This is a genomic window from Pseudomonas sp. B15(2017) (assembly GCF_002113215.1).
Classification (GTDB): Bacteria; Pseudomonadota; Gammaproteobacteria; order Pseudomonadales; family Pseudomonadaceae; genus Aquipseudomonas.
Map to the genome: position 1 here is coordinate 82,015 of NZ_NEJZ01000017.1, position 25,795 is coordinate 107,809.

General features: G+C 58.5%; 31 protein-coding genes and 1 tRNA gene. 23 read left to right on the forward strand and 9 right to left on the reverse strand.

Going from position 1 to position 25,795, the window contains the following annotated elements; genetic code table 11:
• Positions 1-3 precede the first annotated feature (3 nt).
• From CAF73_RS22830 to CAF73_RS22855, 6 genes are read left to right on the forward strand one after another with little or no spacing between them, the layout of a single operon-like run.
• The gene (locus CAF73_RS22830) at positions 4-972 is read left to right on the forward strand and encodes a major capsid protein (protein WP_085703921.1); all 969 of its coding nucleotides are present in this window, start codon (positions 4-6) and stop codon (positions 970-972) included.
• A gap of 44 nt (positions 973-1,016) precedes the next feature.
• Positions 1,017-1,604: a hypothetical protein gene (locus tag CAF73_RS22835; RefSeq protein ID WP_371918979.1), complete on the forward strand. Its 588-nt coding sequence runs from the start codon at positions 1,017-1,019 to the stop codon at positions 1,602-1,604.
• 40 nt (positions 1,605-1,644) lie between these two features.
• Positions 1,645-2,034 carry a protein singed gene (locus CAF73_RS22840; protein ID WP_085703922.1) on the forward strand — a complete coding sequence of 130 codons (390 nt, stop codon included), beginning with the start codon at positions 1,645-1,647 and terminating at the stop codon, positions 2,032-2,034.
• 3 nt (positions 2,035-2,037) lie between these two features.
• A complete protein-coding gene (locus tag CAF73_RS22845; RefSeq protein WP_085703923.1) occupies positions 2,038-2,397 on the forward strand; it encodes a hypothetical protein in 360 nt (119 codons plus the stop codon).
• Complete coding sequence (locus CAF73_RS22850) at positions 2,397-2,972, forward strand: hypothetical protein (RefSeq protein ID WP_085703924.1); 576 nt, start codon at positions 2,397-2,399, stop codon at positions 2,970-2,972. The genes CAF73_RS22845 and CAF73_RS22850 overlap by 1 nt, the downstream gene beginning before the upstream one ends.
• Positions 2,969-3,364, forward strand: coding sequence for a phage tail terminator-like protein (locus CAF73_RS22855; protein WP_085703925.1), 396 nt, complete (start codon positions 2,969-2,971; stop codon positions 3,362-3,364). The genes CAF73_RS22850 and CAF73_RS22855 overlap by 4 nt, the downstream gene beginning before the upstream one ends.
• On the opposite strand, the gene CAF73_RS22860 is transcribed toward CAF73_RS22855, so the two are convergent.
• Positions 3,361-3,924, reverse strand: coding sequence for a hypothetical protein (locus CAF73_RS22860; RefSeq protein ID WP_085703926.1), 564 nt, complete (start codon positions 3,922-3,924; stop codon positions 3,361-3,363). The genes CAF73_RS22855 and CAF73_RS22860 overlap by 4 nt on opposite strands.
• A gap of 111 nt (positions 3,925-4,035) precedes the next feature.
• Between CAF73_RS22860 and CAF73_RS22865 the strand changes: the two genes are divergently transcribed.
• From CAF73_RS22865 to CAF73_RS22925, 13 genes are all read left to right on the forward strand, one after another.
• A complete protein-coding gene (locus CAF73_RS22865) occupies positions 4,036-5,196 on the forward strand; it encodes a phage tail tube protein (protein WP_085703927.1) in 1,161 nt (386 codons plus the stop codon).
• Between the two features lie 79 nt (positions 5,197-5,275).
• On the forward strand, positions 5,276-5,761 hold the full coding sequence (locus CAF73_RS22870) for a hypothetical protein (RefSeq protein WP_085703928.1): 486 nt from the start codon (positions 5,276-5,278) through the stop codon (positions 5,759-5,761).
• Positions 5,762-5,763: 2 nt separating this feature from the next.
• Positions 5,764-6,003 (forward strand): hypothetical protein, encoded by a 240-nt coding sequence (locus tag CAF73_RS30570; RefSeq protein WP_085703930.1) that lies wholly within the window; start codon positions 5,764-5,766, stop codon positions 6,001-6,003.
• A 58-nt stretch (positions 6,004-6,061) separates the two neighbouring features.
• Positions 6,062-6,403 carry a superinfection immunity protein gene (locus CAF73_RS22880; protein WP_085703932.1) on the forward strand — a complete coding sequence of 114 codons (342 nt, stop codon included), beginning with the start codon at positions 6,062-6,064 and terminating at the stop codon, positions 6,401-6,403.
• A 54-nt stretch (positions 6,404-6,457) separates the two neighbouring features.
• Positions 6,458-9,364: a phage tail tape measure protein gene (locus tag CAF73_RS22885; protein WP_256574790.1), complete on the forward strand. Its 2,907-nt coding sequence runs from the start codon at positions 6,458-6,460 to the stop codon at positions 9,362-9,364.
• Between the two features lie 18 nt (positions 9,365-9,382).
• The gene (locus CAF73_RS22890; RefSeq protein WP_085703936.1) at positions 9,383-9,967 is read left to right on the forward strand and encodes a hypothetical protein; all 585 of its coding nucleotides are present in this window, start codon (positions 9,383-9,385) and stop codon (positions 9,965-9,967) included.
• Positions 9,967-10,569 (forward strand): hypothetical protein, encoded by a 603-nt coding sequence (locus tag CAF73_RS22895; RefSeq protein ID WP_085703938.1) that lies wholly within the window; start codon positions 9,967-9,969, stop codon positions 10,567-10,569. Before CAF73_RS22890 ends, CAF73_RS22895 begins: the two co-directional genes overlap by 1 nt.
• A gap of 2 nt (positions 10,570-10,571) precedes the next feature.
• Positions 10,572-10,970: a hypothetical protein gene (locus CAF73_RS22900; RefSeq protein ID WP_085703940.1), complete on the forward strand. Its 399-nt coding sequence runs from the start codon at positions 10,572-10,574 to the stop codon at positions 10,968-10,970.
• Positions 10,967-14,008: a DUF1983 domain-containing protein gene (locus tag CAF73_RS22905; protein WP_085703942.1), complete on the forward strand. Its 3,042-nt coding sequence runs from the start codon at positions 10,967-10,969 to the stop codon at positions 14,006-14,008. The genes CAF73_RS22900 and CAF73_RS22905 overlap by 4 nt, the downstream gene beginning before the upstream one ends.
• A gap of 11 nt (positions 14,009-14,019) precedes the next feature.
• Complete coding sequence (locus CAF73_RS22910) at positions 14,020-14,325, forward strand: hypothetical protein (RefSeq protein ID WP_085704044.1); 306 nt, start codon at positions 14,020-14,022, stop codon at positions 14,323-14,325.
• A complete protein-coding gene (locus tag CAF73_RS22915) occupies positions 14,325-15,008 on the forward strand; it encodes a hypothetical protein (RefSeq protein WP_085703944.1) in 684 nt (227 codons plus the stop codon). The genes CAF73_RS22910 and CAF73_RS22915 overlap by 1 nt, the downstream gene beginning before the upstream one ends.
• 20 nt (positions 15,009-15,028) lie before the next feature.
• Entirely contained in the window at positions 15,029-16,213 is a 1,185-nt protein-coding gene (locus CAF73_RS30575; RefSeq protein ID WP_256574792.1) for a hypothetical protein, read from the forward strand.
• Between the two features lie 3 nt (positions 16,214-16,216).
• Positions 16,217-16,555, forward strand: coding sequence for a tail fiber assembly protein (locus CAF73_RS22925; protein WP_085703946.1), 339 nt, complete (start codon positions 16,217-16,219; stop codon positions 16,553-16,555).
• An 18-nt stretch (positions 16,556-16,573) separates the two neighbouring features.
• Here the strand turns inward: CAF73_RS22925 and CAF73_RS22930 are convergent, their stop codons facing one another.
• Positions 16,574-17,686 carry an acyltransferase gene (locus CAF73_RS22930; RefSeq protein WP_176247757.1) on the reverse strand — a complete coding sequence of 371 codons (1,113 nt, stop codon included), beginning with the start codon at positions 17,684-17,686 and terminating at the stop codon, positions 16,574-16,576.
• Positions 17,687-17,818: 132 nt separating this feature from the next.
• On the opposite strand from CAF73_RS22930, the gene CAF73_RS22935 reads away from it, so the two are divergent.
• Together CAF73_RS22935 and CAF73_RS22940 are read left to right on the forward strand one after the other, a co-directional pair.
• A complete protein-coding gene (locus CAF73_RS22935) occupies positions 17,819-18,352 on the forward strand; it encodes a glycoside hydrolase family 19 protein (RefSeq protein WP_085703951.1) in 534 nt (177 codons plus the stop codon).
• Entirely contained in the window at positions 18,349-18,852 is a 504-nt protein-coding gene (locus CAF73_RS22940; protein WP_085704046.1) for a lysis system i-spanin subunit Rz, read from the forward strand. The genes CAF73_RS22935 and CAF73_RS22940 overlap by 4 nt, the downstream gene beginning before the upstream one ends.
• A gap of 10 nt (positions 18,853-18,862) precedes the next feature.
• Here the strand turns inward: CAF73_RS22940 and CAF73_RS22945 are convergent, their stop codons facing one another.
• The 3 genes from CAF73_RS22945 to CAF73_RS22955 form a co-directional block, all read right to left on the reverse strand.
• Positions 18,863-19,243, reverse strand: a complete 381-nt coding sequence (locus CAF73_RS22945; RefSeq protein ID WP_256574794.1) for a hypothetical protein — start codon at positions 19,241-19,243, stop codon at positions 18,863-18,865.
• A 378-nt stretch (positions 19,244-19,621) separates the two neighbouring features.
• Positions 19,622-19,831, reverse strand: coding sequence for a hypothetical protein (locus CAF73_RS22950; RefSeq protein ID WP_085703953.1), 210 nt, complete (start codon positions 19,829-19,831; stop codon positions 19,622-19,624).
• A gap of 209 nt (positions 19,832-20,040) precedes the next feature.
• Positions 20,041-20,128: transfer RNA gene (locus tag CAF73_RS22955), tRNA-Ser, on the reverse strand.
• A gap of 122 nt (positions 20,129-20,250) precedes the next feature.
• Between CAF73_RS22955 and CAF73_RS22960 the strand changes: the two genes are divergently transcribed.
• On the forward strand, positions 20,251-20,922 hold the full coding sequence (locus CAF73_RS22960; protein WP_007955123.1) for a Bax inhibitor-1/YccA family protein: 672 nt from the start codon (positions 20,251-20,253) through the stop codon (positions 20,920-20,922).
• Positions 20,923-20,994: 72 nt separating this feature from the next.
• Here CAF73_RS22960 and CAF73_RS22965 read toward each other — a convergent pair whose 3' ends face one another.
• Positions 20,995-21,321, reverse strand: a complete 327-nt coding sequence (locus CAF73_RS22965; RefSeq protein WP_085703955.1) for a YceK/YidQ family lipoprotein — start codon at positions 21,319-21,321, stop codon at positions 20,995-20,997.
• Positions 21,322-21,360: 39 nt separating this feature from the next.
• Positions 21,361-21,798, reverse strand: coding sequence for an Lrp/AsnC family transcriptional regulator (locus CAF73_RS22970; RefSeq protein WP_085700731.1), 438 nt, complete (start codon positions 21,796-21,798; stop codon positions 21,361-21,363).
• Between the two features lie 137 nt (positions 21,799-21,935).
• Here CAF73_RS22970 and CAF73_RS22975 point away from each other — a divergent pair, with 137 nt between their 5' ends.
• On the forward strand, positions 21,936-22,829 hold the full coding sequence (locus tag CAF73_RS22975; RefSeq protein WP_085703957.1) for a DMT family transporter: 894 nt from the start codon (positions 21,936-21,938) through the stop codon (positions 22,827-22,829).
• Positions 22,830-22,832: 3 nt separating this feature from the next.
• On the opposite strand, the gene CAF73_RS22980 is transcribed toward CAF73_RS22975, so the two are convergent.
• Both CAF73_RS22980 and CAF73_RS22985 read right to left on the reverse strand, forming a co-directional pair.
• On the reverse strand, positions 22,833-23,873 hold the full coding sequence (locus CAF73_RS22980) for an FUSC family protein (RefSeq protein ID WP_170929792.1): 1,041 nt from the start codon (positions 23,871-23,873) through the stop codon (positions 22,833-22,835).
• Between the two features lie 46 nt (positions 23,874-23,919).
• Entirely contained in the window at positions 23,920-25,545 is a 1,626-nt protein-coding gene (locus CAF73_RS22985; RefSeq protein WP_085703959.1) for an NADP-dependent glyceraldehyde-3-phosphate dehydrogenase, read from the reverse strand.
• Between the last annotated feature and the right edge of the window lie 250 nt (positions 25,546-25,795).

Genomic DNA, 25,795 nt, shown 5'->3' on the forward strand with positions numbered 1-25,795 from the left:
CTCATGTCCCTGTCTCAAATGCAGGTCTTCAACGAATACGTAATGCCGGCGACCATCGAGACGCTGGATCAGATGCTAGTTGCGTTCAACGCTGCCAGCCGAGGCGCCATCCTGCTGTCGCCTGACGGTTTCACTGGCGACTTCCTCCAGGAATCGTTCTTCCAAACCCTGGCCGCCGCTCAGCGTCGCGTCGATCGCTACGCCACCAACGGCACCGCGCCGATCACCGACCTGACCGAACTCAAGAACTCCTCGGTGAAAGTGGCCGGTGGCTTCGGCCCAATCCGCTACGAGCCATCGCAGATGACCTGGCTGGAGCGCCCAACCGCGCAGGGCATCGAAGTCGCATCGCGCGCCTTTGCCGAGATCCTGCTGAAGGATCAGTTGAACACGGCGATCGCCGCGCTGGTTGCCGCGATCACCGCTCAGGCGGCAGCTGTGAACGACGTGTCTGCAACTGCCGGCATCAGCCAGGCCGCACTGAACAACGCTCACGCTAAGTTCGGTGATGCGAGCCAGTCGCTGGTCACCCAGATCATGCAGGGCACCACCTACCACAAACTGGTCGGTCAGGCGCTCGCCAACAGCGAACAACTGTTCCAGGCCGGCAACGTCCGCGTGGTGGACATCCTCGGCAAGATCTCGGTGGTCACCGACGCGCCGGCGTTGATGCAGACCGGTACGCCGAACAAGGAAATCGTTCTGTCTCTGGTGCAGGGCGCCGCGATGGTCCACGACGGCCGCGACATCATCAGCAACGTCCAGACCACCAACGGCAAGGAGCGCATCGAAACTACGCTCCAAACCGATTACACCTTTGGCCTGGGCCTCAAGGGTTACACCTGGGACACCACCGCCGGCGGCAAGTCTCCGACCGATGCCGAACTGGCGACCGGCACCAATTGGGACAAGACCGCCACCAGCATCAAGCACACCGCCGGTGTTGCTCTGATCGGTGATGCCTCCAAGTAACCCCTGACAGCTGAGCCGGGCTATGAGCCCGGTTTAGCGAGGACATGATCATGAGCAACAAAATCTGGTATCTGCCCGGTCCGTTTCACCAGTACCGGGAAGACGTAAAGGCTTTGGCCAAGGAACACGGATTGCGCATCGTCGATGCGAACGTCACCGAAGATCGCGAGGGCGAAGCTGTTGATGTGCCTGAGGTGACATTGCGGCAGGCTGCTCCGGCGCCGGTGTTGCTGATCGACGGCCAAGATGGTGTTGATGGTGCTGCTCTGCAGGAGCTGATCGACAAGCTGAACGCCGAGCGCGACGGCATAGTGCTGCTGATCGAAGCGGCTGAAGGCCTTGCTCCACTGGTGCACCCTGGCGCCGGCGAGCTGCCGATTCGCCTGTTCGATGCGCTGACCGCCATTCATGAGGGCGTCACTGCTCTGAAGGCCAAGCGCGATGAACTGGTTGGTGAGGTCGAATCTCTCGGTTCAGAAGTAGCGCGCCTCAAGGCTCTGGCTGAGCCTGTCGACAATGCCGAGAAAATCGCCGGTCTCAAAGCGCAGCTCGACGCTGCTGGTGTGCAGTACCGGGCCAATGCTTCGCTCGACGCCTTGGAAAAAGCTGTCGCGGAACTGCCGAAGTCGTAATACCCGGGGCCTCGGCCCCACTCATTCAAGCGGAGGCCTGATGGCTACCTACATCACCGTGGCGGACGTTGACGCCATCCTCGGCGCTTCGTGGGCTCCAGATGACAAGAAGGCCCGGGCGGTGTTGCAGGCGAATGCCTATATGACGTCGCTCAACCTGGTCGGTATCGACATGGACGCAATTCCAGACAATGTGAAGCAGGCCGGCGCCGAGCTGGCGGTTGTCGCCTCTGAGGGGAAGCTGTATCAGCAGCAGACCGAGGGGGCGCTGGAAGCCAAGACGGTGAAAGCCGGATCGGTGACCACCAGCAAGACTTTCGCCTCGATCGACACCAGCAAGTCCACCGCGCTGCCCGATGGCGTCCAGTTCGCGCTGGGACTGCTCGCGCCATGGCGTGTCAGCGGCTTCAGCTTCAACGTGTACAGGTGACCCATGGGCCTACGTGAAGAGATCCAGGCGGATCTGGCCGAGGCCTTCGACACTGATCTGGCGGACGCTGTGAAGCTATTCAGCGGCGGCGTGACGCTGCCGGGAAAGTGGGATCCGGTCAATGAGGTGGCGGGCGACCCTGTGGTCATCGCCTATACCGGTCGCGGCGTGTTCGACGCCTTCAAGATTGCCCAGGTCGACGGCGTGAACATCCGCGCCACCGACCAGCTGCTGATCGCGCTGACCAACGAAACGATCGGCGGGGTTCCGGACATCGGCCACAAGATTAACGATTTCGACGTGGTCAACGTCCGAACCGACCCGGCCGGCGCCCATTACGAGCTCCAGCTGAGGAAAGTCTGATGACGAACAAAGCCGGCTGGAGCCATAGCCTCACGGACTTCGCCGATCAAGCTGGCGAGGACATCACCCAGATGGCGCGCGTAATCGCGACTGCCATGCTCACGGAAGTGGTGAATCGGTCGCCGGTGGGAAACCCAGACCTGTGGCAGGCCAACGTGGCGCTACGCACGAAGAACGTGGCACTGGCTGACGCCTATGACGCGAACGTCGACGCCCGCAACGCTGCGCGCACCGGCGGCAAGGCCTTCAAGAAGCTGACCAAGCGCGAGCGCGAGGAGAACTACTTCGTCAAAGCGCAGGCAGCAGGGAAGGGCTACATCGGCGGCACGTTCCGAGGCAGTCACCTGGTGTCGATCGGTGCGCCCGACATGACCGTGACCGACAACATCGACCCGTCCGGCCGCGAAACAATCAGCAAGGGCAGCATGCTCATCAAGGCCTCCGGCAAGTTCCCCGTGATCTACATCCAGACCAACAGCCCCTACGGCGAGATGCTGGAGCTGGGGCATTCCACGCAGGCGCCCGGCGGGGTTTATGACCTCGCGTTCATCGGCGTATCCGAGGCCTACAAATGACCTTCACGCAGATCAGAGCGCTCATCACCGCGCGCATGGTGGCCTTCACCGGTATTGACCAGGCACGGATCGATTACCCGAACCAGCCGGAAGTGTTTACGCCGCCAGCAGACGGCCTCTGGTGTCGGCTGAACATCCAGTACGCATCGGCATTCATGGCTGGCATGGCCGACCGACCGCACACCCGCAAGCCCGGGCAGATCAGCATCCAGTGCTTCGCCCGGGAGCGCACCGGCACCAAGGCCATCAACGAGCTGGCCGACGCGCTCGAAGCGCACTTCGCCTACTGGATTTCCGGTGATCTCGAGTGCATGGAGGCTAGCCAGGTGGTGGCCGGCGAGTTCGAGGGCTTCTACCAAATCAACGTCAACATCCGGTTTCGCGCCGGTTAGGGAATTCTCAGGTACGTTTTGAGAGAGTGCCAAAGACGACTTACACCGAGCCTATCAATAGCTACCTGAGGCGTTTCATAAATCGATAGCGGATCAACTCTATCGTCCGGCCAGTCGGCAAAAGAGTGGACAACCACTGCCGATGTCTTGTCGATAGGACCAGCCTGATAGAAGCCTACAGCTCCCATCTCCAAAGGGCTGAGCCAAATATAAAACTGGTGCCGCCAGTATTCTTCGTGACTCTCACACTCGCGAAAAATTGACTTGTCGCTGATCATTTTTTTGGTTTCGCGGTACTCAACAATCAGTCGTGCTGCCGTAAGCCAAGCTAATCGATCAGGATCAGGCGGGACTCTATCATTGCCATCCGCAATCGCTTCGTAGGCCCTTTCAAGCGTTTGCGTTGCATGCTTCAACAGGCGTTCATTTTCCTTGGTGTGATTGGTAGACCTGATGGTCCAGAAGGCGGCAATTGCCGATGCCGCACCAGCAAGTGCAGCTAGTGACTCCCAGCTTGGAAGGTGGCTTGCGATAGCGTGAAGAACGAATTGCCATTCCATTGTTTGGGTGTTTCCCCTGATTAAATTCGCTGATTATGCCGCCCGAGTCGAGATTTACCAGACCAACCCCGCCTTGAGCGGGTTTTCTATGCCCGCGAATAGGAGGCTCCAATGAGCTCAGGCGCAAAAGTCGTTTCACACATCATCCCCGAGGTGACCCCCGGCGTTACCCCGACCGGCACTTGGGACACGCTGCGCCTCACTGGCAACGCGCTGACCCCGACCGTCAACACCCAAGTTAGTGACGAGATCACCGACACTCGCCTCAGCCAAGGCTCGGTTGCCACCAGCATCGATATCGGCGGTGACCTGACGGCGGAATTCTCGTTCGGCTCGTTCGACCAGCTGCTGGAGGCCGCGTTTTACGGCAACTGGACCGGCAACGTGCTGAGCGTTGGCGATACCCGCCACACGTTTTCGATCGCAAAAGGTTACGACGACGTCGGCGTCTACGGCGTGTTCAAGGGCGCGCATGTCTCGACCTTCGCGCTCGATATCCCGTCCGACGGCAAGATCACCGCCACCTTCAACATGGCGTGCCTGGACTACGCCGATAGCGAGACCCCGATCGTCGTTTCGCCGAACGCGCCGACCACGACTCCTTTCCTGTCGAACAACAACGTCGGCACGATCCTGGTGAACGGCGAGTCGCTGGAGGGCGTGGCCTGCGTCTCGGCCATGACCGTCAATCTCGACAACAGCCTGCAAACGCAGCGCTGCCTCGGTTCTGACAGTCTCGGCCCGGGCGCTCACATCGCCACCGAGGCCGCAATCACTGGCAGCATCACTCTGGCCTGGTCGAAGCGGGCGTGGGAGATCTGGAAGAACACCTTCACCCGGGCGCCGATCGGCATCGTGTTCCCGATCACCGATAGCCTGGGCAACAAGTACACCTTCGCGTTTCCAAGCGTTGAGGTGGATGGAGAGTTGCCGAACGGCGGAAAGCGCGACCTGATTGAGGTTTCTTTGAATTTCACGGTCGCCAAGGTCAGCCCGACCATTACCCGCGTTCCGTTTGTGCCGGTGGCCAGCGTATCGGTGGCGCCTACGACCGCGTCCATTGCGGTTGCCGCGACTCGTCAGCTCACTGCCTCCGCTCTGCCGGCCGAAGCTGCGCAAAACGTCACCTGGACCAGTTCGGCGCCGAGCGTTGCCACTGTCAGCTCTTCGGGCCTGGTCACCGGCGTTTCCGCTGGCTCCGCGACGATCACCGCTACCAGCGTTTCGGACGTCACCAAGACCAGCACGGCGGCGATCACCGTCACTGCATAACCCTGCTCGACCTTTGGCTGCCTCGGCATTCACGCCGGCCGGGGCGGCCCTTTTATTGGCGCGGCGTTGAGGAATTACCATGGCTCTGCAACTGGGCAAAAAGAAGCCGGCAATCACCGGCGAGCGCTGGGCGAACTTCGACAAGGACACCAAGGTGCTGCTGGCCGGCATCGACAACCCTGAATACCAGGTGGCGCTGGAGCGCATGCGCCGCCGTATTCAGCGCAACGATGCGCGGTTTGAAGAGGGGCAGGTGGGCGTGGTCGCCGGCGAGAAAACCGAGCACCAGAACCACTCGATGCTGCTCGCCAGTTTCATCGTGAAGGACTGGGACGGAGTACTGGACGCCGAGGGCAACCCAATCAAGTACAGTCCGGCGATCGCCGCCGAGCTGCTGGAAACCAACGTCGAGTTCTTCGTCTTCGTCCTCCGTGAGAGCAACGGTGCCGCTAAAGACGCCGCTGAGGAGCGAGCCGAGTCAGTGGGAAAGCCGTCTGCCGCTTCGAGTGGGAGCAAGAGTGGGGCGGGGAAAGCGAAAAGCGCCGGGCGGTCTACGCGCGCCTGAGGCTGGCGGTACCGGATGAGCCGGAGAACGACCCGATCACCGCCTACTTGCTCAACCTTTACCGGAACGTGTCTCGCGGGCGCCGGTACATCTCCGGCATGGCCGGGGCGTTCCCGCTACCTCTGTCCGCTCGTGAGATCTCCGACTGGCTGGAGTCGCATCCGTCGCCATTGCCGCGCGACGAGGTGGACGATGTGATGTTTGCGCTAGATGCGGCGTGCTTGGCAAGCGCCGACGACTGATTTTGTCGAGGGCCTCTGGTTGGTGGTAGATTGCTGCCATTACATAGGGAGATTTGGCATGCAAAACGATACCGGGCCGCTTGGGATGCTGGTTTTGTTATTTGTGGTATGGATGATCTATTTCATGCCAACGCTCAACGCTTATCATCGCAAGCACCCGAACTTCAACTCGATCCTTCTGCTGAATCTCTTCCTCGGCTGGACGCTTATTGGTTGGGTGGTCTCCATCGTATGGTCGGCTTCTTCCATTGCGCCGATTGAGCCAATCAGGGTTATACCTGAGCCTGAGCCTTCCGAGGACAAGTATCAAAAGATAGAACGGCTCGGAGGACTCAAAGAGAAAGGCCTTCTTACTGAGGCTGAGTATGAGGCTGAAAAAGCCAAAATCTTGCAGAGCTGAATGCCTGCACAAATAACCCGCTACGGCGGGTTTTTTTATGCCTGGAGAAAAGGTATGGCTCAAACGTCACGCTTGGTTTTGGAGATTGACAGCCGAGATGCGGAGCAGAAGGCATCGGACACCCGCAAGGCTCTGGAGGCTCTCGAAAACGCCGGGCTTCGCGTCAAGCCGGCTATGGACAAGGCGGGCACCGGGATGGAAGGTGCCGGGAAAAGTGCCGATAAGGCTGCCAAGTCCTTTGCTTCTGAACGCGATGAAATTGAATCTCTGCTCGGCCGGATCGATCCGCTGACCAAAAAACTTGGAGAACTTGACCGCCAAGAGCAAGAGCTGGCACGCCATCGCGCGGCTGGAAACCTTGATCTGGACACCTACTCGGATTACCAATCGAAAATCAGCGCCACTCGGACCGAGCTAACCCGCTTCAACGATTCCATGACTCGCACGGGCAACACCGCGAAGCAGACTGCCGCCGCGATGAGAATGCTGCCAGCGCAATTCTCCGACATCTTCATTTCGCTTCAGGGCGGCCAGGCGCCGCTGACGGTGTTCCTGCAGCAGGGATCCCAGATCAAAGACTCCTTTGGCGGGATCGGTGCAGCCTCGAAAGCATTGGGCGGCTACCTGATGAGCCTTGTGAACCCATTCACCGTAGCGGCGGCAGCAGCGGGCAGCCTGGCGCTTGTCTACTACGACGCCGAGAAGGAGGTCAGCGCCTTCAACAAAGCCCTCTTTTCTGGATCTGCGAACTCCGGCCAAACCGCTGCGAGTCTCGCGAAGATCTCAAAAGACACCGCGAACATCACCGGAAACCTGTCCCAGGCCAAAGACGCGGTTGTGGCCCTTGCAGCCAGCAGTGGCCTTAGCCAGGTACAGTTCAAAAATCTGGCCGAGGCGTCAGCGTCGATATCTGAATTCACAGGAAAAGGTGCTGGTGAAGTTGCCAAGTCTTTTGGTGATATGGGAGACAACGCGACAAGGGCGGCTGAAAAGATCAGCGCTCAGTATGGGTTGCTTACGTCTGCACAGTACGAGGTGATCGTCGGGCTGGACAATCAGGGCAAAAAGCAGGAGGCGCTCGATTCGCTCAGTGAGTCATTGAACCAAAATGCCCAGGAGCGGCTGAAAAAATATCGCGAGTCGCTTTCAGAAATCGAGCGGGATTGGAACGATATCGGCACCGCGATCGGCAATGCTTACTCCAACGTCAAAAGCTCACTATTTCCAGACCTTAATCAGGAAATCGCGAATCTGGAGAAGGTGCTGGAGGGGCGCAAGTCGGGTGGGTTCCTGTCGAATTTCTTCAGCGATGAGCTAGGCCCGGACAGCCAGTCAACGAAATTCATCGAGGCTCAGCTCAAGTCGCTGAAGCAGCAACGTGATGTGGCAGCCTCAAAAGCAGAAATCGACGCTGCTGCAACTCGGCAGAATCAGGATCGCATTGCCGCCGAAAGCAAGTGGAATGCGCTTGCCAAAAAAGAGCTGGGGGATCAGGCAAAGCTGGCGAAGGACATCGCTGACGCGAGAAAGCTTGGCGTTGAGGCCGGCAGGTCGCAGGCAGAGATCGACAAGGTCGTTGCCGATATTCAAGCCAAGTACGACAAGTTCCAGGCAAAACCTAAAGCCTATACCGAAAACGCCGGCATCAAAGCCCTAGACCAGGCCAAGCAGCAGTACGCTGTTCTTCAGCAGCAAAACGCACTGATCGGCGTGCAAAAGGGCGAGGTCGACAAGCTTGGCGCTGCCGGCCAAGCATTGGTGAAGTGGGAGCAGGAGCTCGCTGACATCAAGGGCAAGCTGACCCTGACGGCTGATCAGAAGTCTTTGCTGGCCAACCAGGAACTGATCACCGCCCAGCTGAAGAAGAACGCAGCGCTCGAAAAGGAAAACGCGCTGCGGAAGATCGCGACAGACGAGACGCAAAAGCTCGCCGCATTCCAGACCAACCTTGCAAGCCAGTTGGCGAAGGCCCAGACCGGGCTGGACAATAACCTGGCCGGCATGGGCATGGGGGATCAGCAGCGGCAGCGCCTGCAGGAGCAGCTCAATATCCAGCAGCAGTACCAGTCTCAACTGGACTCACTGGAGCAGCAGCACAACGAGGGACGGATCAGCGACAACCTGTACAACCAGGAGACCGAAGCTCTGCGTTCGGCGCTGCAAACTCGCCTCGCGATGCAGCAGCAGTATTACTCGGACGTGGACAAAGCCCAGTCGGATTGGTCTCTCGGCGCCTCATCGGCATTTCAGACCTATTCGGAGCAGGCGCGCGACGTAGCCGGGCAAACTCGCAGCCTGTTCACCAATGCCTTCAGCAACATGGAAGACGGCATCATCCAGTTCGTGAAGACCGGAAAGCTGTCGTTCAAGGATCTGGCCGACGGCATCATCGCTGACCTGATCCGCATCCAGGTGCGTCAGGCGGCGGTGGGCATCTTCGGCACGCTTTTCAGCGGGCTGGCTGGTGCTGGCGCGTCGGCGGCAGGCAATGGGCTTGCTGCCGGATCTGCCGGCGCCACCTCTTCGAGCCTGGGCGCATCGGCGGCCGGGTACAGCTCGAAATACGGCTTCTCCGACGGCGGCTACACCGGCGACGGCGGCAAGTTCGAGCCGAAGGGGGTGGTGCACGGCGGTGAGTTCGTGGTGCGCAAGGATGTGGTCAGCCAGCCAGGCGCTCGGGAATTCCTCGAGCGCATGAACGCGAACTCGAAAGGGTATGCGGATGGCGGCTACGTCGGATCGGCTGCTGTGACCACGAAGTCCAATGTCGTGCCCATCTCCTCGGCGTCTCCCGCTGCCCCGGTCATCCAGCAAAGCTTCAGCTTCCAGGGCGCTCCAGATGACGCCACCGTCAACATGGTCAAGGAGGCTGCGATGCAAGGAGCGAAGGGCGGCTACGAGCTGGTCGTGCGCGACCTGAAACAAAACGGAACCATCCGCCAGCTGATCGCGCGGCGATAAGCCTTTAAGGAGTACCGCATGGCTCTCACGTGGCCGGCTTCGCTGCGCCCGTCAGAAATGACGTGGGGCATCGTCAACAACAGCAGGGCGTTCACTTCGACCCTATCGAATGCCCAGCAGATCATCGGCTACCCGGGCGCTTACTGGCAGTGCACGCTGACCTTCGGTTTGCTGACCAGAGCCCAAGAGCGCGAGCTGTCGGCGTTCCTTGGTCGATTGGACGGCATGATGGGCACCTTCAACCTGCCGGCCTTCACCCGCCGCCGCACGAACAGCGTCGGCGCTCTGACGGTGGTCACCGGTAACGCTCAAGCCAGAAACATGCTGCTCGCCGGTGCGACGCCGAACGCTTCTGTCTTCAGCGCTGGCGACTACATCACCATCGCTGGCGAAATGTTCGAAGTCACTGATCCCGCATCAGCAAATGCGCAGGGCAGGGTGACCGTGCTGCTCAACAAGCGGATCCGCAAGACGCTCACGGCCGGTACCGCCGTCGAGTACCTCAACCCCTACTCGGAAATGCGGATGACGTCTGACACATGGTCCATGTCCGTGCGCCCTGTGGTCGCGAACGGCAGTTACCAATTCAGGGAGGCTTTCTGATGCCCTCAGCATTTCCGTTCAGCCAGAACGTGGTGAACATCATCGCCACCGGCCGATTCATGCCGGTGTACGCCGTGCAGCTCGACTTCGTCGACGGCATGGTCTTCGCGCATACCGGCACCGGCGATCTGGTAGTCGACGGCATCACCTATCAGGGGGTTGGCAACTTTGGCCAGGTCAGCCAGTCGCAGGAAAGCGACAACTCCGGCTCGCCGATGTCGGTCGAGCTCACCCTCAGCGGACTGGATGCCTACATCCTCTCCGAGACGAACGTGCGCTGCTGCCGTGGCCGGATGGCCAAGGTCATGTTCGTGGTGTTCGACGAGGCCGGCAACTACGCGGCGGACATCCTGTTTTCCGGCCGGATGGATGCAGCCAAGTTCTCGTTGGCCGGCAACGGCCAAGACGGCAACAGCATCACTGTGCCCGTGGTTGACCGGATGGCCGAGTGGAGCCGCACCGGTACCGAGCGCTTCACCGACGAAAACCACCGCGCGCGCCACGACGGCGACCGGTTCTTCTACGCCATCGCCCAGATGTCCGAGTGGCCCATCTACTGGGGCTCGAAGAAGGACGCACCGACATTCACCTATGGAAGTTAGCCATGCGCTACCGAGACTGGACAACCCGTCTGAACGACGTGATCAAGGCCGCCCAAGAGCGGCCTTTTTCATGGGGCGAATTTGACTGCTGCCTGTTCGCTGCCGACTGCGCGGCGGCGGTTTGTGGTGTCGACCCGGCAGAGAACTATCGCGGCAAGTACACGACTGAGACTGGCGCCAAGCGTCAGTTGAAGAAGCAGCACGGCAGTCTTGAAGCGGCGTGGGACACGCATTTCGCGCGGGTTCCGCTGGCCTTCATTCAGCGCGGTGACGTCGTGCTGTACGAAGCGCCCGGCGGACGGAGCATGGCTGTTTTCTGGGCAGGCGATTATTGGGCAACAACCGACGACGGCGCAGCCCGTGTCGTATGCGAGCCATTGGCCGCGTGGAGGGTTGAATGAGCGGCGGCGTCAGAAAACTCGCTTCGGTTGTTGTTGGTGCGGTTGTTGGTTTTGCCCAAGGTGGCCCGTGGGGTGCGGTAGCTGGCGCTGCGTTGGCCTTCTACGCATCGGAGCAGCAGGAAAAGCTCAACACAAAGTCGCCACTGCGCGACAACGAGCCATCGGCGCAGACCGTGCGATCGTCGAAGGCGCCGGTTCGCTTCATCCTCGGCCGAGTATCCACCGGCGGCGTGCTGGTCTGGGCGCAGGAGCAGGCCGGCGCACAGGGCGAGGGCGAATGGCTTCACCTGGTGTACGTGTTGTGCGAAGGCCCGATCTCCGCACTCGAAAATATCTACCTTGGCGAAGAGGAGATCGGTTCGTTCGGCGCCTCCGCGACCTATGAGCTGGTGGTCAACCCAACTCAGGTGAACGCCTTCCTGAAGGCCAACTGCCCGGATTGGAAGGACAGCCAGATCGGTAGAGGCTTGTCATTCGTCCGGGTTTCGCTCCAGTACAGCGCAGAGAAATTCCCTTCGGGCATCCCTGACACCCGTTTCGTGGTGCGCGGACGGAACGACATCTACGACCCGCGCACCGGCACCGCCGTTTACAGCGCCAATACCGCGCTGCACCTGCTCTGGTTCCTGCGTGCCCGTTGCGGCGTTCCGGACGATGAGATCGTGTTCGAAACGTTCGCCAGTGCGGCCAACGTGTGCGACGAAGCACTTACCAATGCTGACGGCTCGACGAGCCAGCGCTATCGCACCGGTTGCGTGATCGGTGCAGACGAACAGCGCACAGGCGTTCTCCAGAAGCTGGAAGCGGCCTGCGGTGGCCACCTGATCCGTGTTGGCGGTCGCTGGATGCTTCAAGCCGGCGCCTACTATGGTCCGTACGACTTCGAAATCACCGAGGACATGGTGATCGGCACGGTTACCGGCAGTACTGAGCCGACCAACGACTCGGCAATCAATACGGTGCGGGGCACGTTCATTGATCCGTCGCAGTCATGGACGGAAACCGATTACCCCGAGGTCAGTGTTGCCGAATGGATCGTTGAGGACGGCGGCGAGGCAGCAGAAACGCTGACCTACTCCTACGTCACAGACCCGTATCAGGCTCAGCGCCTGGCGAACATGGAGTTGCGCCGTCGGCGCGCGGGCGGCGCGATCAGCATTCCGATGAACTTCGCCGGCTACAACTGCCGGCCGGGGCGCGTGGTGCGGGTCAATTTGCCGTCGCTGAACATCCTGGGCGAGTTTATCGTTTCGGACTGGTCCATGGGCGACAGCGCAGGCTGCACCGTTCAGGTCAAGCAGTATGAGGCGGCGATCTTCGATGACGCCGTAGGTCAGCCATACAACCCGATCGGCTTCATCAATCTGCCGGCCGGAGGTCTCGGTACGCCGAGCGCGCTGACGTGGACGCAGGACACCTCGGCGGAGGTAACGCAGGGAGTCCTGTCTTGGCTCCCGCCGACGGGTATCGTGAAGGAATACATCGTCATCGTCCGCCAAGGCTCGACGGCGATTCAGTCGCACAACGTGCCGGCGACTTCGACGGAAATCGCCATAAACGGCCTGCCGTCCGGCAACTACACAATGAGCGTGGCCGCTGTTGGGCCGATGGCGCGCTCCGGCGAGGCGACGATCACCGTTAGCATCAATGGGCCACCCATTCCAGAAAGCTGCGTGGTTCAGTCCTCGATCGACAACATCGTGCTGATCCCGAGCAACTCGCAAAACGGTTTGAACGGCGGCACCTACGAGTACTTCTTCAGCACTTCGCCGACTGCGACCTCGGCTGATGCCGAATATCTTGGGCAAGGTCTGACGTTCACGCATACCGGGCTGGGATTCTGGACGAATTACTACTACTTCATCCGCTCATCGAACGCTTATGGGAAAAGCTCCTTTCTGTATGTACCAGCCCAAACCTCGAACGATGTTTCGGCATACCTGGCTGCTCTGGCCGGAAAGATTACAAAGACGGAACTTGGGCAAGATCTCGTCACAGAAATCGACAAGATCCCGGGCCTGCAGGACCAGATCGATGCGTTGGATGGCCTGAAGACTTACAACCCGGACGACACCTACGAGGAATACGACCTTGTAGTCGTCGGCAAGCGGATCTATCAGGCCACTGGCGACGTGCCGTTGAACACGCCACCGCCGAACCCGCTGTACTGGCTCGATGTGGGCCAGACCGTGGAAACGGCAAATGGACTGGCCCAACAGGTTGCGACAAACACCGCTGACATTACTGAGCTGGACGGTGTTGTCACGGCGCAGGCCACCGCGTTCGAGGCGCTGCGGGCGTCCTCTCGTGACGATGGAGGGGAGGGTGATCTCAATGATGCTTTGCAGAGCTGGAGTAGCACGGCGAGCATCGCGACCGAGAAAAAGGTACGAGCATCGGAAAACGCAGCCACTGCGCGGACGGTAACCGAACTGACGGCCACGGTCGGCGAGAACCAGGCGTCGGTCATTGATCTTCGTGAAACGGTTGCCACAGACAAGGCTGCCACGGCGCAGGCTATCACCCAGGTCAATGTGAAGGTCGGCGAGAACACCGCCGCCATTCAGGAAACCTCGACTGCCTACGCGGATACCAGCGGCAAGCTCTCGACGATGTGGTCGGTGAAGATGCAGGTCACCCAGAACGGGCAGTACGTCGCCGCCGGTATCGGGCTTGGCATCGAGAACACCGGTGCGGGCTTGCAAAGCCAGTTCCTGGTCGCGGCCGATCGGTTCGCCATCGTCAACACCATCGCCGGCGGCGCCATATCGGTGCCGTTTGCGGTGCAGGGTGGGCAGGTGTTCATGAACTCGGCGTTCATTGCTGATGCGTCGATTGGTAACGCCAAAATCGGGTTCTTTATCCAGTCGGACAACTACATTGCGGGTGTTCAGGGATGGCGAATCGATAAGGCTGGCAATTTCGAGTTGAACAGCCCGTTGGGTGGTGGGGCGAGACAGACCATCAACAACAACGGCGGCAAAGTGTTCGATGAGAACGGCGTGAAGCGTTATCAATGGGGGAATTTGAACGCATGAGTGCTTATGGCGTGAGGATCTGGGGCGCCGACGGCGCTCTTCAGGTCGATGAGAACTCATTCACCATTCGGGTGGTGCTGTCGACGCTGGTGACTTTCAGTAACGCTGCGAAGACCAATCAGGATTTTTCGGTTCCCGGCGTGGGGCCGGCGAATGGTTGCGCAATTGTAGTGCCGATCGGACCTTACACCGACCAGCAACAGCAGTTCGAAACCGAGCTCGTCGACAACGTGGCAAGGGTCTATAACCACACGCGGGGGTACGCCAGTACGATCGCGTCAGGGACGATGCGACTGATCGTAATGAGGTTCAACTAATGGCGGGATACGGCCTTCAATTCACAAACAACAGCAACGTGGTCACTATCGACTCGGAGTTTGCCCGGTTGATGGTGATCTCCAGCGGAAGATATGCGCCGACTGAAGAAGCCGGCATGGGCTCAACAACCTACTTCGAGAGGCCAGTGACTTCCCAAGAGCCGCCGCTGGTGTTTGTACGTCCGGACAACAGCGCTTTGATCGCAGGCCTGAGCAATATGCGGTTAATCGGCTCGGCAGGTAACTGGACCGGCTTCTACGTCAGGACGTACAGCAACGCCACCGCTCAGCCGAACGGCCGATATTTCGTGGCAGCGTTTGCCGCACAAGCGGTCGCTCAGTACGGCATGCGGCTTTGGGACGGGGCCGGGAAGATGCTTTTCGACTCCGGAACACCAAACGCAACTTTTACGCGAGCTTTCCAGAACTGGACATACGTGAAGTCGGATCAGACCGATCAAGGCTTATACCGCAATTACTATTCGGTGCCTTTCAGCTTCCCCCAGAACGAATTCATGCTGATCAATAACTTCGGCATGACGATGGTTTCGGGAGGGACGATCCCTCGGCAGCTGTATTGCACCTGGGATTTTTCCGCTGGCACGCTCTATGCGGTAACTGTTGCAGCAAACAACCCATTCGCCTTTTTCTTGCCTGCGGTCTTTGCGAAGCAGGCTGTCTAACTTCCCAATAGGAACACGCCATGCCCTGGTACAAAACCGGGACGGTTTCTGTCGTCCAAAATTCCAATGCGGTGATCGGCACCAATACTGCGTTCATCGCCAACGCCCGAGTCGGTGATGCGTTCCGCGGCCCGGATGGTGGCTGGTACGAGGTGACCAACATCGCCAGCGATACAGCGCTTTCGATTTCGCCGAACTACCAAGGCGCGACCGACAACGCTGGTGCATACGCGTTGGCTCCCATGCAGGGTTATGTCAAAGACTCGGCAGACGCCTTGCGCGCACTCGTCAATCAATGGGGCGCCAAGCTGGCGGAACTCGGGACGACTGGGAATTACGACATCTTGCCGGTTGAAAAGGGAGGGACGGGCGCCATCACCGGCTCGGCAGCGCTCACCAACTTAGGATTTTCCAATTTCGCCAAGACCTTGGTTGATGATACGGATGCCGCTGCGGCCCGGACAACGTTGGTGGCGGCGAAGTCTGGCGCAAACTCGGACATTACTGAACTGAATGGGCTGACGAAACCGATCACCCCGTTACAGGGTGGCGTGTCGGACGGGTACATCGATGGCCTCAACCCGATCTGGAACTCTTCAAACTCCATCAGCGTGGACTCCGGTGCTGCATTCATCCCTGGATTGGCCAAAACACTGAAGGTATCGGCACCGCTGACACTTTCTGGCCTCACGCTGGCGGCAAACACCTGGTACTACCTGTACCTGTTCGAAACTACTGGAGTCGCGACAATTGAGCTGGTGACAACTGCTCCATCTGCACCTTATTTCGGCACAGCCAGAACAAAGACCGGTGACTCCAGTAGGCGCTTCATTGCTGCCGTACGGTGCGGTGCGAGCGGCTTGCGGCCATTTCTGTTATCAGGTGGTGCGCTGATCTACACCGAGGACGCATCAACAACCCTGGCCTTGTCGGGCGGGACAGCTACCTCGGCCACATCTGTAAGCTGCTCATCCTTTATTCCACCGACAACACAAAGATGCATTTTGACGCTCTATGGTCCGCCGAGTGGTGGGACGCTGATCGTCGGTTATGCCAACACAATCGAAATACTTTCGTGTCCCGCCGGGACTCGATATCAGGCTGATACTTTGTGTAGCGTCGTTCAGACGGTTAACTACAGGCACGTTACTGCCGTTACGGGTGGTAGCTCGATTGGTGTGCGCGGTTACGGACTGGAGCGATAAATTATGCCTTATGCAATTACCAGTACGGGCTGGAGAAGCATCCAAGAGGACTGGCCTCTCGCTGAGGGAGAACGCTTTTCCGAAGAACTACCACAATGGCTGATCCAGCTGGCCGAGCAGCAGCGAATCGAATCGGCCGTAAAAACTGTTCTCGACTCCCTGCTCGATGAGGCCAGCAAGATTATTCAGCCGCTTCAGGATGACTATGACGTGGGTGAAATCACAGAAGACGGTTTGTCGAATTTGAAGGCTTGGAAAAAGTATCGGAGCGCTTTGAGCAAAACATCAGAGCGTTCGGACTGGCCAAGCACAACAGATTGGCCAGCGCCGCCACTAACTTAGGCGCTCAATAGTATAACTCTATAATTGAGGTGTTGTTGTTTGTTGGGTGGCCAAATTTATCTCTGGTCGTCTATTTGAAAGTTTTCTTTGAAATGGGAGCTCGATGAATTTGTAAGAGGCTTCAGACATGAATGCGATCAAGGCTGTTGCGATGACTATGCCAATAAAGAAATTAATATTTGAAGGGGCTGTCAAGCTTAAAGTGTTTAAAATTTCCCTACTAAAAAGTATCATAGGTAGATGGCACAGGTAAATTGAATACGACCGCTCTCCGATCCAAGAGAAGAATCCGCCAATGAGGGGTGGAATTGAAGAGCCACCTAGCGTGGAATACAAGCATAACCCGGCTCCAACTGAAATGGCTGGAACAGTAAAAGGTTGCGGTATGTTAATCGGAGAGAGCAAGCAGATTAATAATCCTGTGAAAAGAAGTGCAATGTTTGCTGAGGGATTTAATGCTTTTGATTTTTCAGTGCCGATTAAGAAAATCAACGCTCCGATCACAAAAGCCTGCGGTCTAAACACCCACGGGAACGAAAAGCTTGGGGATGGTAGGAAGGACATGATTATCGATATTGCCGCGAGTATGATAATGCCTTTTCTGAATCCGGTAGCCACAAATAACAATGTCGATAATGCGTATAGCTGCCATTCAAGGGACAGGGACCAAGTGACAGCGTTATAATCTGCGCTACCGCACTCGAGTGCAAATTGCACACAAGACGCCCAGTAGATATTCGATACGCCAAGTATTCCAGTCAACGCACTTTTTGCTACTAGGGACGGATTTGTATTAGGATAGCTAGAAGTATAAAAAGAAATTGCAATTGATGTCACTCCCCAAAAAACCACGGCAGGTAATAATCTAGCAACTCTTCGGATCCAAAATGACTTAATAGCAGAGGTTTTTGTTTGGGATGTCTGCATATCTCTGAAAAATGTTTTGCAAATAAGAAATCCAGATATCGCAAAAAAGATATCAACCCCCGGCCAAAACGTTACGTGATCAAATATTTCGTGATACGCTTGAGGTGTTGGTAGTCTTGATCTTATATGCTGAGCAATAACTAGTAGTATTGCAATAGCTCTCAATATCTGTATGTCAGTATTTTTTTCGCTGGTTGTTTTCAATTTATTAACTCTTTTTAATATCCAAGAGCAAAATTTAATTAATTAAGGTCTCAGGATAGTACCAAAATTTATTGAAATGCATTCTACCCAACGCCCGCTGCTCAGCGGGTATTTTTTTGCCTGGAGAAAAGTATGCCCATTACTCAGCAGCAGTTGCTGCAGATCCTCCCAAACGCCGGCGCCAAAGCCGGCGTTTTTGCACCCGCGCTCAATACGGCGATGCAGCAATATCAGATCGTCGGCACGAAGCGCGTTGCTGCCTTCATTGCCCAGATTGGCCACGAATCCGGCCATTTGCGCTGGGTGCGCGAAATCTGGGGGCCGACCGATGCGCAGCGCGGGTACGAAGGCCGCGAAGACCTTGGCAACACCGTGCCGGGTGACGGCCGGAAGTACTGCGGACGCGGCTTGATCCAGATTACCGGGCGGGCGAACTATGCCGCGTGCGGCGAGGCGCTGGGCCTCGACCTGATCAATCACCCTGAGCAGCTCGAGCTGCCACAACATGCCGCTATGTCGGCGGCCTGGTTCTGGAAGCAGAACGGGCTGAACGATTTGGCCGATCGCGATCAGTTCAACACCATCACCCGGCGCATCAATGGCGGGCTGAACGGTTTGGAGGATCGGCTTGCGCTGTGGGAGAAGGCGCGGGCGGTGCTGGCGTGACCGTCCCGTGGAGGTTGATCGGCGTTGTAATGCTGGCCATGACCGCAGGGGCTGTCGCTTGGCAGGTCCAAGACTGGCGCTACGGTGAGCAACTGGCCAAGCAGGCCCGGCTGCACACCGAAACCCTGAATCAACTGACCATGGCGGCCGCCGCCGCGCAGCAGGCCGAGCAGGACAAGCGACTGGCGCTCGAGCAGCGGCTGGCGGCCAGTGACAAAACCCACTCCGAGAAAATGACCAATGCTCAAAAAGCCCAGGCTCTCTTGCGCGATCGTCTTGCCACTTCTGATCTGCGGCTGTCAGTCCTCCTCGATGCGGATTCAGCCGGTGGCTGTTCAGTGCCTGCCACCGCCGGCGCCGGCGGCGTGGTTCATGGCCCCATACGAGCCGAACTTGACCCAGCGCATGCTCAACGAATTGTCGCCATCACCGATGAAGGTGACCGGGGACTGATTGCGCTGCAGGCGTGCCAGGCGTATATCCGGACGCTGACGCATTAAATAACCTCGATCAGTTCAGCGGTGTTGGATCTGGGGATTTTGGGAACACGCTTTTTCCCTGCATGGCCATGATTCTTTCATTCAATTCGCTAATGTGCTTGTTCTTCGCCATCAGTTCCCAGTTGCTTTTCGTCTCGATATCGGTCGCGCGCCTATTGGCATTTGCCGCTTCTGACTTCGCAGCTGCCAGTTCAGTGCGAAGCTGATCGCGCGCCGTCGCCGCAGAGGCGTGCATTTCAACCAGTTTGAATATCTGCTCCCGGGCTTGTCGCAGCTGCAGGTTCAGTTCCTCGAATTCATTTTCGTAGAGCGCGAGTTGATGCCGGCAAGTTTCGAGCGGCGTCGGGCAGCCGAGCCAGTCGTCGGTGTTTTCGATATCGGAGGAGTTCACGGAAGTGCCTTGCTGTGTACTGTTTGGATATACAGTAATCGAGGCGCGTTCCACCGGCGAGAGTGAGGCGACGAACTGCGGGCGGAGCTGGCAATTTGCGGCCTTGCCCTACAAAACTTGTACGGATAGTATTTTTATGTACAGGTTTTCGTAAAGGTTAGACAGCATGACCCCCTTGGAGCACTTACTGAAATGGAGTTCAGACTGGTCAATTGTTAACGCAACGGTTAAGTGCAAGTACTGCGGCGCGGCTCAGCGGGAAATCAATAATTCCGAGCGGTTCCCGCATTTCTCACACTGCCGCCTCCGCGATGTAGATTTCAATCCATGGGAAGCGCTTCAGGATGTGAAGACTGCTTTTGGAAAGTGTTGAGACGTTCACTCAGGAGTCATCAATACCGCCAGGGTCATCTTGATGAATTCCTCATTTCGATCGATTGCGCCCAGTGACACGCGAACGTTTTCCCCGACTTCGGCGAATCCGCGCTGCTCAACCCAGAGGGTGAGCTCCATGATGGCGGCTTCGAGGGCCAGTTGGTTCTCGTTGATTTTGTAGAGCAGGGAAGGGAGCAGATCAGAGTTAGACATCGCGTGTTCCTCCGTGAAAGAGCCCAGCGTAGCACCGTGTTACATGAAGAGTGTTTTATGTTCGGCAGGACGCCGGAGAAGGGAGTGAAAAGCTGCTAGTTATGGAACACGTCCAGAATAGTTATGGAACACATCTCGATGACCGCATATTTTTCAGAACGCCAGAAACGACAAAGCCCTGAATAATCAGGGCTTTGTCGTATCAAATATGGCGGAGGCGATGGGATTCGAACTCATGGACCTGTTACAGTCGACGGTTTTCAAGACCGTTGCCTTAAACCACTCGGCCACACCTCCGTTGCGTTGCGGGCGCCATAATACCTGAATGAAACACACTGTCAAACTCTGTGCATGGCTTGTTACAGAGCGTCTGTTATGATCTTTGCGACTGAACGTTTCAAACCAACAGGAGTGTCGCCATGCGCGAACAGGATTACGCAGTTCACAACAGCGTGCAGGCTGAGCAGCTAGAGGTTAGCCGCGTCCTGCGCAACACTTACGGTCTACTGGCGCTCACCCTCGCATTCAGCGGTGTGATGGCGTTCGTAGCCCAGCAGATGCGGGTCGGCTACCCGAACATTTTCGTGGTGCTGATCGGTTTCTACGGGCTGTTCTTCCTCACCAACAAGCTTCGTGATTCCGCCTGGGGCCTGGTGTCGGCGTTTGCCCTGACCGGTTTCATGGGTTTCCTGCTCGGCCCGATCCTCAACCGTTACCTGGGCATGCAGGGCGGCGCTGAAGTCGTAAGCTCCGCGTTCGCGATGACCGCACTGGTGTTTGGTGGTCTGTCGGCCTACGTGCTGATCACCCGCAAGGACATGAGCTTCCTCGGTGGTTTCATCACCGCCGGTTTCTTCGTCCTGCTGGGCGCGACGCTGGCGAGCATGTTCTTCCAGATCAGCGGTCTGCAACTGGCGATCAGCGCAGGTTTCGTACTGTTCTCGTCGGTCTGCATCCTGTTCCAGACCAGCGCCATCATCCATGGCGGCGAGCGCAACTACATCATGGCGACCATCAGCCTGTATGTATCGATCTACAACCTGTTCGTCAGCCTGTTGCAGATCTTCGGCATCATGAGCCGCGACGACTGATCGCTGCACCGCTATAAACAGAAAACCCGCGAAAGCGGGTTTTTTGTTGCCTGCGAAAAAGAGAGCAGGCGATCAATTGATCACGATGCTGCCATCAGCCTGTTGCTTATAGATCGTGTAGGGCAACAGCAATGTATCGAGCACTCCCGACACGGCCGCATCGACCAGCAGGCCCGGCGTCGCGTTCTTGTAGTTGAACGCATCGACGTCATCCGGCTTTTCGGCGTGCAGCAGGCAGAAGTCGTACGTCACGCCACTGTAGATGCGCGGTACGGCGCCGCAGTAGGATTTGTTAGCCTTCAACTGCTCGGTGGAATGCTTGTCACTGAATGCTACGGTCTGCACCGTCCCGCACCCAGCCAGCATCAACGCCGCCAGCATCATTGCCTGAATTTTCATGCCGCCAATCCTTCGCCGGAAAAACTCAATCTTCGCCGCTTATCCCATCGGCGGCAATCGACGTTTCACCGGGGTCTTCTTGACGATCGCGGTATTGGTTTCCGCCAGGGTATTCAGCCGATCGAGCAGGGTATCGAGCTGCTCCATCGAACGCACATGCAGACGAGCGATAAAACAATCCTCGCCAGTAACCTTGTCGCATTCGGTGAATTCGGGAATCGACAGGATCTGCCGCTCGACTTCCTGCAATTGCCCCGGCAATGGCCGTACCCGGACAATCGCCTGTAACTGATAACCGAAGCACTTCGGGTCGATCTCCACGGTGTAGCCCTTGAGCACACCGCGTTCTTCCAGGCGGCGCAAGCGCTCGGCCACGCTGGGCGAGGACAGCCCGCTGATCTGCGCCAGCGCCTTGAGCGAGCGCCGCGAATCCTCCATCAAGGCCCCGATCAGGATCTGGTCGATATCGTCGGTCATACAAAACTCCTGCATTAGGCGAATGGCTCAAACCACCCTTGATAAAAAAGGCAGAAATCGAGTTTAGCCTGCTTTTTGCGCTGGAGAAGCCTCGGTCTCGCTTGGCATACTTTTGCCACACATTAAGGAGATTGATGATGGACAAAACAATCCGTCGCGGCTCATTCGAAATGACCGCCGCCATGCTGATATCCGGGACGATCGGCTGGTTCGTGCTGGTGTCCGGGCAACCGGTGCTGGACGTGGTGTTCTGGCGCTGCGTGTTCGGCGCCGGGACTTTGTTGCTGATCTGCGCCGCTTTCGGCTTCCTGCGGTCAGGCATTCTGACCCGCGCCACATTCCTGCTTGCTGTGCTCAGTGGGGGGGCGATTGTCGGTAACTGGGTATTGCTGTTCGCTTCTTATTCACGGGCTTCGATTGCCATCGGTACGGCGGTGTACAACGTGCAGCCGTTCATGCTGGTGGGGCTGGCGGCGCTGTTTCTCGGCGAAAAGATCACCCTGCAGAAGCTGTTCTGGCTGGCGATTTCCTTCATGGGGATGCTGGCCATCGTCAGTGCCCACGGCGGGCAGGGCGAGGGCGGCAGTGATTACCTGACGGGGATCGCACTGGCGCTGGGGGCGGCGTTTCTGTACGCCATCGCTGCGTTGATCATCAAGCGCCTGAGCGGCACGCCGCCGCATCTGATTGCGCTGATCCAGGTCTGCACTGGTGTGTTGCTGCTCGCGCCGTTCGCCCATTTCTCGGCAATGCCCGAGGCACCAAGCGCTTGGGCCAGTCTGGTGACGCTGGGCATTGTCCATACCGGCCTGATGTACGTTCTGCTCTACGGTGCGATCCAGAAATTACCCACCGCATTGACCGGCGCGCTGTCGTTCATCTACCCGATCGCGGCGATTTTCGTCGACTGGTTTGCTTTCGGTCATCAACTGCAAACCCTGCAATGGATCGGCGTGGCGGCGATCCTGTTGGCCGCTGCCGGCATGCAACAGGGCTGGGGCCTGAAGGCGCGGCGCCTGGCCGCGCAGTAAACCTCAGATATTCCAGCGCGGCGCAGTCTTCGCCAGACGCTGGCGCATCTCGCTGATGTTGGCTGCCAGTTGCCGGGTCAACAGACGGTAACCGTCCAGCGGGCTGTAGACCGGCGTGTCGAGGCTGGCGTCCGGCAATTCCACCGGGCGTCCCAACCGCTGGGATGCGCCGGTTTTCAACGCCCGGGCCATGCCGATCAATTGCACGCGAATATGCCGGTGCTCGGCCCTGAGCGCCGCTTGCAGGTGCGCCATGGCGTCGGGATCGTTGGCGTCCGGGCGGATGTTGCCAAGGATTTCCAGAGTGCTGATGCACATGCGCAGGTTACGCTGGATCGCGTCCAGTTCGGTCATCGAGACTTTGACTTCCTTGGACACCGACGGCATCAGCGAACGCAGTTGCACCATCACCGCGTTCAGCCGGCTCATCAACTTCAAGTGTTCGTCGGCCGTCACCGGTTGGCCACCGATGATCCGCCCGTACACCGTGGCGCAATCACGCAACGCATCGGCCAGGTTGTAGCGCCACGAGTACACCGCGTACAGCGGCAGGGCGAAAGAAAAGGCCAGGGCCAGGGCGATACCGATCAGGATATCGACCCCGCGCCACAGCCCGTCGGTGATCGGGTTGTCGCCATGCCCGGCGACGATGAAAACGGTGATGGCCGAGAGCAGGGCGGTGTAGCCGCCCTTGCCGATGGCGTGATACGAAAAGAATCCGCACACCACCGCCATTGCAAAATAGGTCAGCCACGGCATGCCCAGCCACGCATGCTGCGCCACCAATAACAGGCCGACGCCGGCGCCAATCAAGGTGCCGGTGGCGCGTTCGGCGGCTTTCTTGCCGATGTTGCCGTGGTGTTGCAAGCCGCCGATTACCACCAGCATGGTCACCGACGCCCATTCGCCGTGGGGCAGATTGATGCCGGTGGTCAGCAGGATCGTCGCCAACAACCCCAGTGCGACCCGCACCGCGTGAATGGTTCGTGCATGGCGATAGCGTCGATACGGATCAAGCAATGGCCGCAGGATCCGCCGCAACAGCGGCGGCCAGCGATGGGGGCTGAAAGTGCTCAGCGCTGATTCCTCCTCAGAAGATGTAGTCGGTGGCGATGAAGTTCGAATCGCGCCCGCGAATGATTTCGCTGATCAGATCCTTGTTGGGTTCCTGGAACTTGGTTGCCACCAGCGTACGGATCGAAAACACCCGCAGTGCATCGTGTACCGACAGCGTGCCCTCGGCGGAGTTCTTGCGCCCGTTGAACGGGTAAGTGTCCGGACCGCGCTGGCACTGGGCGTTGAGATTGATCCGACCGACCTGGTTGGCAAAGGTGTCGACCAGTCGACCGACCGCCACCGGGTTGGTGCCGAAGATGCTCAGTTGCTGGCCGAAGTCCGACTCCAGGACGTAGTCGATGACGGTGTCGAGGTGACGGTACGGCACGATCGGCACCACCGGGCCGAATTGCTCTTCCTGATACACGCGCATCTGCGGCGTCACCGGGTACAGCACCGCCGGATAGAAGAACGAGGCCCGCGCTTCGCCACCGTTCGGGTTGACCACCTGGGCGCCTTTGCTTTGCGCGTCAGCCATCAGCCCATGCAGATAATCGACCTTGCCCGACTCCGGCAGCGGCGTCAGCGAAACCCCGCTGTCCCACGGCATGCCCGGTTTGAGGCTGGCGAGTTTGGCGTTGAATTTCTCGATGAAGCTTTCGACCACGTCTTCGTGCACGAACAGGATTTTCAACGCGGTGCAGCGCTGGCCGTTGAACGACAGAGAGCCGGTAACCGCTTCGCTGACGGCATTGTCCAGATCCACCTCGGGCAGAACGATGCCGGGGTTCTTCGCATCCAGCCCCAGCGCGGCGCGCAAACGGTGTGGTTTCGGGTGCAGTTTTTTCAGGTCGCTGGCGGCCTTGTTGGTGCCGATGAAGGCGAAGATGTCGATCTTGCCGCTGGCCATCAGCGCACTGACGGTCTCACGGCCGCTGCCGTAAATCACGTTGATCACGCCGGTCGGGAAGCTGTCGCGGAAGGCTTCAAGCAATGGGCGGATCAGCAGCACGCCGAGCTTGGCCGGTTTGAACACCACGGTGTTGCCCATGATCAGCGCCGGAATCAGCGTGGTGAAGGTCTCGTTCAGCGGATAGTTGTAAGGGCCCATGCACAGCGCCACGCCAAGCGGGACGCGGCGGATCTGGCCGAGGGTGTCCTGTTCCAGCTCGAAGCGGCTGGAGCGGCGGTCGAGTTCTTTCAGTGCATTGATGGTGTCGACGATATAGTCGCAGGTGCGGTCGAACTCTTTTTCCGAGTCCTTGAGGTTTTTGCCGATTTCCCACATCAGCAGTTTCACCACGGCATCGCGCTGTTGGCGCATGCGCCCGAGGAAGGCCTCGACGTGCTGGATGCGTTCGGCCACGCGCAGGGTCGGCCACAGGCCCTGGCCCCGGTCGTAGGCGCGCACGGCGGCGTCGAGGGCGGTGAGGGCGGTGTCGGCGTCCAGCAGCGGCGTGCTGCCGAGGATCACTTGTTCGTCGCCGTTGTCGCCCTGCAGATAGACCGGGCTGCGCACGGTGGCGAGCGGGCCGTCCCAGCGGCGCAACTGGCCATCGACCAGGTATTCGCGTTGTTCGACCTGACCGTCGAGGCGGTATTTTTCCGGGATGTCGCTGACAGAAGGGAACAGGTTGCCAAGGATGTTTGCTGTGGTCATGTCGCTACCCCGCGTCATTGAAAAAGTCTGTAACGGTTATACGCCTGAACGCGCCGAAATTTAAACCCGCAAATGTCACGCGAATGTCACGCGAAACCGCACAGCAGAGAGGGCATCCACACATGATCATTCCATGCTCTGCGTGGTAATGCCTCAAGGGACGCTCCGCGTTCCAAGCGGACGCAGAGCGTCCACGGCTGCATTCCCACGCGGCGCGTGGGAACGATCGTCTTCGGTAATGGGCTGGCCC